At 47.0% G+C, this 336-nt stretch carries 1 pseudogene; it reads right to left on the bottom strand.

Annotated elements, in window-relative coordinates:
* Nucleotides 1-146 precede the first annotated feature (146 nt).
* Nucleotides 147-336: pseudogene (locus tag AK963_RS36455) on the bottom strand (IS630 family transposase); the annotation flags it as partial.

Below are 336 nucleotides of genomic sequence, written 5' to 3'. Positions count from 1 at the left end.
GTTGGGTAAAGAAACCACCCTCAAGCTGGAACGCGCTTTAGGGGGACAGCGGAAATACATTGCATCAAATCCGAGCGCCGAATCGCCCATAGTAGCAGTCATCGGCATGGAAGCCGCCCAGAAGTTATACCAATTGAATTTTCTAACTACTGTATAACTGCCCAATCACGGGAGCACAGACTGAACAGTCGACCAGCTTCGCTGCAAAGGTTATTCCAAGCTTCACAGCAACAATCTACAATATTTTCATAACCTGAAAATGCTTTGTTTGATAAGTCATGCTCCCGCATCCACTCCCATAGCCTTTCTGAGCTGTTTAACTCCGGTGCGAATGGT

The organism is Endozoicomonas atrinae (assembly GCF_001647025.1).
In the GTDB taxonomy this organism is placed as follows: domain Bacteria; phylum Pseudomonadota; class Gammaproteobacteria; order Pseudomonadales; family Endozoicomonadaceae; genus Endozoicomonas; species Endozoicomonas atrinae.
Note: the sequence above shows the minus strand (reverse complement) of the source record. Positions and strands in the feature narration are given on the sequence as shown.